The sequence below is a fragment of the Proteus sp. fly-1008 genome (assembly GCF_040140305.1).
GTDB classification, from domain to species: domain Bacteria; phylum Pseudomonadota; class Gammaproteobacteria; order Enterobacterales; family Enterobacteriaceae; genus Proteus; species Proteus vulgaris_B.
In genome coordinates, this window is sequence record NZ_JBEEWH010000025.1 from 1 (window position 1) to 4,315 (window position 4,315).

The window sequence follows — 4,315 nt, forward strand, 5'->3', positions numbered from 1 at the left end:
GTGGGCTGTGGTGAGTTGATTAATAGATAGGAGATAGAGATGGATAGTAAGCCGATCGAAATTGAAATTATAAAAACAGATGCTGGTCAGTGTTTCATAACCGACTGCACAGCAACCAAGGGATATGACTTTGATTATCATAAAACAATTTTAGATAAGCTTCTGTTTGATGGTATGAGTCCAGTTAAAACATTCCATACCCACTGGTACTCGATTGGAAAATTTCCATCAAAAGTAGAGAGGGTAATTTCAGGTGAGAGAGAAAACAAGAGATATGAATTAAAGACCCCTGAACTGGCAAGCGATAAATTACCAAAGGAAATAGCGATTGGTGACTGTGATAATTATGATGAAGACATTATAGACTCACTTTACTCACTAAATTATGACGTTAAACCTGATTACTTTGTTGAAGTTAACGTTAAATTTAACATCATTTGCGAAGTGGAAAACTTTAAAAAAGCGCCTGAGTTTAATTACCCTGCAATTAAAAGAGTTGGCTTTTCAGATGAGAAGTATTCAGTGACAAATCAAAACGTAAAACACTCCTTAATAGATTGCATCGTCACACCCGAACCTGTTCGCTCAAATAGCCCATGCAAAATATCATCAAAGGAAATGTATGATTTGGTTCGCCAGCATATCATCAATAACATTGACACAAAGATAGCAAGAGTCACAAGTGATTATGACTTCTGCTTTGAAGTTAAAAAAATTATTCCTTTACTTAAACCTCAAACTTATTCGTATAGAGATATATTCGCAAGAACAAAAAAACAAAGAGAGAAGCTGCACTTTAAAACAGCTACAGCTAAAGAAGTTTCTATTTATGAAATGACACACGAACAAGAAAATTACAAAAACTACACGGCAATTAAGTCATTCTCTGCAAGTAACGAGTGGGAATTAAAAGAGATGATTGATAACTACTTATCTGAAGTTATGAGTGTAATCCATGCTCCATTGAGCGTTTGTGAATGCTGTAATGGAACTGGATATCTACAAAGCGAAAGTAAATAGCATCGTGTTTAGTTAATAACGGAGGGAGTATGACAATAACACTGAAGGTATATAAAGACTCGCCAGAGCATAGCGAGTATATGGAAGCTCGATTCCCGAAGGATAGACGTCACCATTCTTGCTCAAATGAAACATTCGAATATGAAGGTCATCGTTGGAAATACCAAGTAACCAGTTTCGATGATAACGGAGACTATGATTTACTTTGGCGTCCAGATAGTAATGATCCTGAATTGATGGCGACTGATGCGACATTACGTGACTATTTCGCTTCTAAATGCATGCCAGCAATCATCAGCACGTTAAATGGACCTGTTGTATTTGAAGAATGCAAAGGAGATTTTGACTTATATGCCAAACAAGCCTATGTCATGGCAGATGCAATGTTAAAGGCTAGGGGGTGATATGGAATTTAAGCACACGCCAGCGCCTTGGAAATACACCATAAGAAATGCCAATGAAATAATGACAACTTTTCACGGCGTGACAATTGGTGATGTTTATTTAGATATCACAACAGCCAATCAGAAAGCAGACTCCCATCTAATCGCATCAGCACCAGAGTTATTAGAGCAGTTAATAAGACTTCGCAATAAAATTGCAAGCTATAAACCAGATGATGACGATAATTTAGACATCGTTGACGCTGTAATCGCAAAAGCCCTCGGTCAGCAGTAACCCACCACTTAATCATTCATATCGCTATTAATAGTGAGGAATACGCACATAAGGAATTAATTATGGGTAACTTCGGATATTGCGAAGGAGACACCTGTTTGCGTAATGGGTGCCAAGGAACCATAGAGCTACATCCAGTGAATAATTGTTCTTGCCATTTAAGTGCTCCTTGCAGTGCATGTACAGCACCTAGCGGATATTGCGATGAGTGCGGATGGGAAGAATCAGAAGATGAAATCATTAATGACTATGTTGTCAGTACAGACAAAGCTACTGGAGCTTATCGCTCATGGGAGCCTAGAAAATTAGACCCGACAAAATTGGATTACTACAGCAAGCCACACTCAAGCTGCTCAATGATTAAAGAAGGTGTTTATCCAGAAGGAATGGATAAAGAAGAAGTTAGGAAAGAAGTCATTGGCACGTTTGGCGGTAGGTTTGAGCACTTTGGAAATGGAAAATTTAAATTTATAGCCTACACGGATTAACGCACATAAGGAACATAGGAAATGGCAATGTTCAAAGTGACTTGCAAATGGAATGGTGAGCCTTGGTCAAAGGATATTGAAGCGGAGGATGAAGGTGATTGCGCCGAACACATGTACTTATGGGCTGTAATTGGAGCAAAAGCCAATATCACGGAATTAGATATCAAGGAAATACCTCAGCAGTAACCCACCCACCAACACCAGAGAAACCAAATAACAATCGCTATCTCAATAGTGAGAATTTCGCATGAACATAGACACTATATTCAGCGCCCTACTTCTATTCGCAGTTATTTCATTAAGTCTAATTATCGCAAGGTAAATTATGAAAATTAACCAAGATATTTTCCGTCTGGCACAAGCTCAGGCGCAGGTAGCTATTCGCCAGAAATGTGAGGATATCTGGTGGTTAGCAATGGAATTACTCAAAGAAAGCTATCAGGAGGGTTTATGCAAATAGCCTTCAAAAATGCTCAAGGAATGAGGGTTAACACGGACGGCAAAACAGTCATGGAATTTGACGAAAGTAGCAAGCTTAGTATTGAGACAGGAAGTTTCGCTGAGCTGGCTAAATTAACGGAAATCGACCCAGTTGAGGCAATGGAATATGTACTCGATTGTGATGATGAATCGCTTGAAAGGATTATCAATGCGATAGGCAAGGAAGCCTTTATTAACAGGATATTGCGAGTTTCTAACCTAAGGAGGGCTGCGTGAATCCTTATCATGAACTTGACGCAATGGAAGAGCGCAGACAAGAAGAGGCGTCATGGATTGACGCAAAGGACGCTGAGTTAAGTGATGTCGCATTTAGCGTGGTTGACGGCTTACCAAAAGACATTACTAGTCAATGGAGTGACAGCGTTTTCGATATGACAATTGATAGTATTTACAAAGAGTTAAAGAATTATCAGGAACGCAGGAGGATGTCGTGACAAATGCAGTTCAAAAAATATATGAGGTTGTAAATCCTCTTAAAAATGAGTTCGAACAAGTGTGTAGTGAGCCAAGCATAGCATTCAAAAGGGAGTCTGAATTTGCCATGCAAATATTCGCGAACAATGATTATCTGGCAAATGTTGCAGTTAATAATCTTGTCTCAGTTCGTAGTGCGATCATGAATGTATCAGCTATCGGAATTAGTTTAAACCCAGCGCAAAAGTTGGCTTACCTAGTTCCTAGAGACAAGAAAGTATGTCTCGATATTAGCTATATGGGCTTGATGCATATTGCTCAACAATCACAGGCTATTAAGTGGTGTCAATCAAGCATTGTTCGACAAAATGATAATTTCCAACTCACATCAATAGATACTGCACCTCGCCACGAATACAACGCCTTTGCCACTCAGGAACAGAGAGGTGAGATTGTCGGAGCTTACACAGTAGTAAAAACAGAAGATGGAGACTATCTAACTCACACAATGGCTATTACTGATATATACGCAATCCGTGAACGTTCATCAGCATGGAAAGCCTGGATAGCAAGGAAAAAATCCTGCCCTTGGGTAACTGATGAAGAACAGATGATCCTAAAAACAGTAGTGAAGCAGGCGGCTAAATACTGGCCACGCAGAGAGCGTCTAGATAAGGCTATTGACTATGTTAATACTGAGGCTGGAGAAGGTATTGATTTTGGAAACGAGCAACAAGAACCAAAGGACATAACGCCAGCAAGTGATGATCAATTAAAGGCTATCACGGACTTAATGCTTAAAGTTAATGGCGAATGGAGTGACGCATTCTTCACATTCATTAGTAAAAAATTCAACCATCAAATATCCCATCCAGAGCAATTAACCGCATTTGAAGCCAATACCATTATCGATATGCTAAGGAAAAAGGCAGAAGGAAAATGATTAGTAATGACATCATTCTAAGCAAAACAGGCATCGATTTAACAAAAGTAGAGCAAGGAAGCGAGGAATGGATGTCTGTCAGGCTCGGAGTTGTAACCGCCTCTGAGGCATGGAAAGTTATCTCTAAGCCAAGGTCAGGAACAAAATGGTCAGACACAAAGAAAACATATTTAAATACCCTTATTGGTGAAGTTTGCACGGGAGTTTACAAGGAGGTATCAGCAAGGACGCTGGAATGGGGTAAAAACTACGAATTAGAAGCAAGGATGAC

10 protein-coding genes are annotated in these 4,315 nt (G+C 39.4%); all 10 read left to right on the forward strand.

All coding sequences use genetic code 11. The features are described 5' to 3' along the window. Window positions 1-39: 39 nt before the first annotated feature. Window positions 40-1,020 (forward strand): hypothetical protein, encoded by a 981-nt coding sequence (locus ABN256_RS18630; RefSeq protein WP_349439890.1) that lies wholly within the window; start codon window positions 40-42, stop codon window positions 1,018-1,020. A 29-nt stretch (window positions 1,021-1,049) separates the two neighbouring features. Then, window positions 1,050-1,424, forward strand: coding sequence for a hypothetical protein (locus tag ABN256_RS18635; RefSeq protein ID WP_349439891.1), 375 nt, complete (start codon window positions 1,050-1,052; stop codon window positions 1,422-1,424). Between the two features lies 1 nt (window position 1,425). Then, window positions 1,426-1,698 carry an XkdD/Y8K6 family phage-associated protein gene (locus ABN256_RS18640; protein WP_349439892.1) on the forward strand — a complete coding sequence of 91 codons (273 nt, stop codon included), beginning with the start codon at window positions 1,426-1,428 and terminating at the stop codon, window positions 1,696-1,698. 62 nt (window positions 1,699-1,760) lie between these two features. Further along, window positions 1,761-2,186 carry a hypothetical protein gene (locus ABN256_RS18645; protein WP_349439893.1) on the forward strand — a complete coding sequence of 142 codons (426 nt, stop codon included), beginning with the start codon at window positions 1,761-1,763 and terminating at the stop codon, window positions 2,184-2,186. 21 nt (window positions 2,187-2,207) lie between these two features. Then, window positions 2,208-2,372 (forward strand): hypothetical protein, encoded by a 165-nt coding sequence (locus tag ABN256_RS18650; protein WP_349439894.1) that lies wholly within the window; start codon window positions 2,208-2,210, stop codon window positions 2,370-2,372. Window positions 2,373-2,511: 139 nt separating this feature from the next. Further along, window positions 2,512-2,646, forward strand: a complete 135-nt coding sequence (locus ABN256_RS18655; protein ID WP_255310961.1) for a hypothetical protein — start codon at window positions 2,512-2,514, stop codon at window positions 2,644-2,646. After that, window positions 2,637-2,903 (forward strand): hypothetical protein, encoded by a 267-nt coding sequence (locus ABN256_RS18660; protein ID WP_349439895.1) that lies wholly within the window; start codon window positions 2,637-2,639, stop codon window positions 2,901-2,903. Before ABN256_RS18655 ends, ABN256_RS18660 begins: the two co-directional genes overlap by 10 nt. Then, on the forward strand, window positions 2,900-3,121 hold the full coding sequence (locus ABN256_RS18665; protein ID WP_349439896.1) for a hypothetical protein: 222 nt from the start codon (window positions 2,900-2,902) through the stop codon (window positions 3,119-3,121). Before ABN256_RS18660 ends, ABN256_RS18665 begins: the two co-directional genes overlap by 4 nt. Beyond that, the gene (locus ABN256_RS18670) at window positions 3,118-4,044 is read left to right on the forward strand and encodes a recombinase RecT (protein ID WP_349439897.1); all 927 of its coding nucleotides are present in this window, start codon (window positions 3,118-3,120) and stop codon (window positions 4,042-4,044) included. Before ABN256_RS18665 ends, ABN256_RS18670 begins: the two co-directional genes overlap by 4 nt. Next, a partial coding sequence (locus ABN256_RS18675) for a YqaJ viral recombinase family protein (RefSeq protein WP_349439898.1) occupies window positions 4,041-4,315 on the forward strand: 275 nt, incomplete at its 3' end. The genes ABN256_RS18670 and ABN256_RS18675, both read left to right, overlap by 4 nt.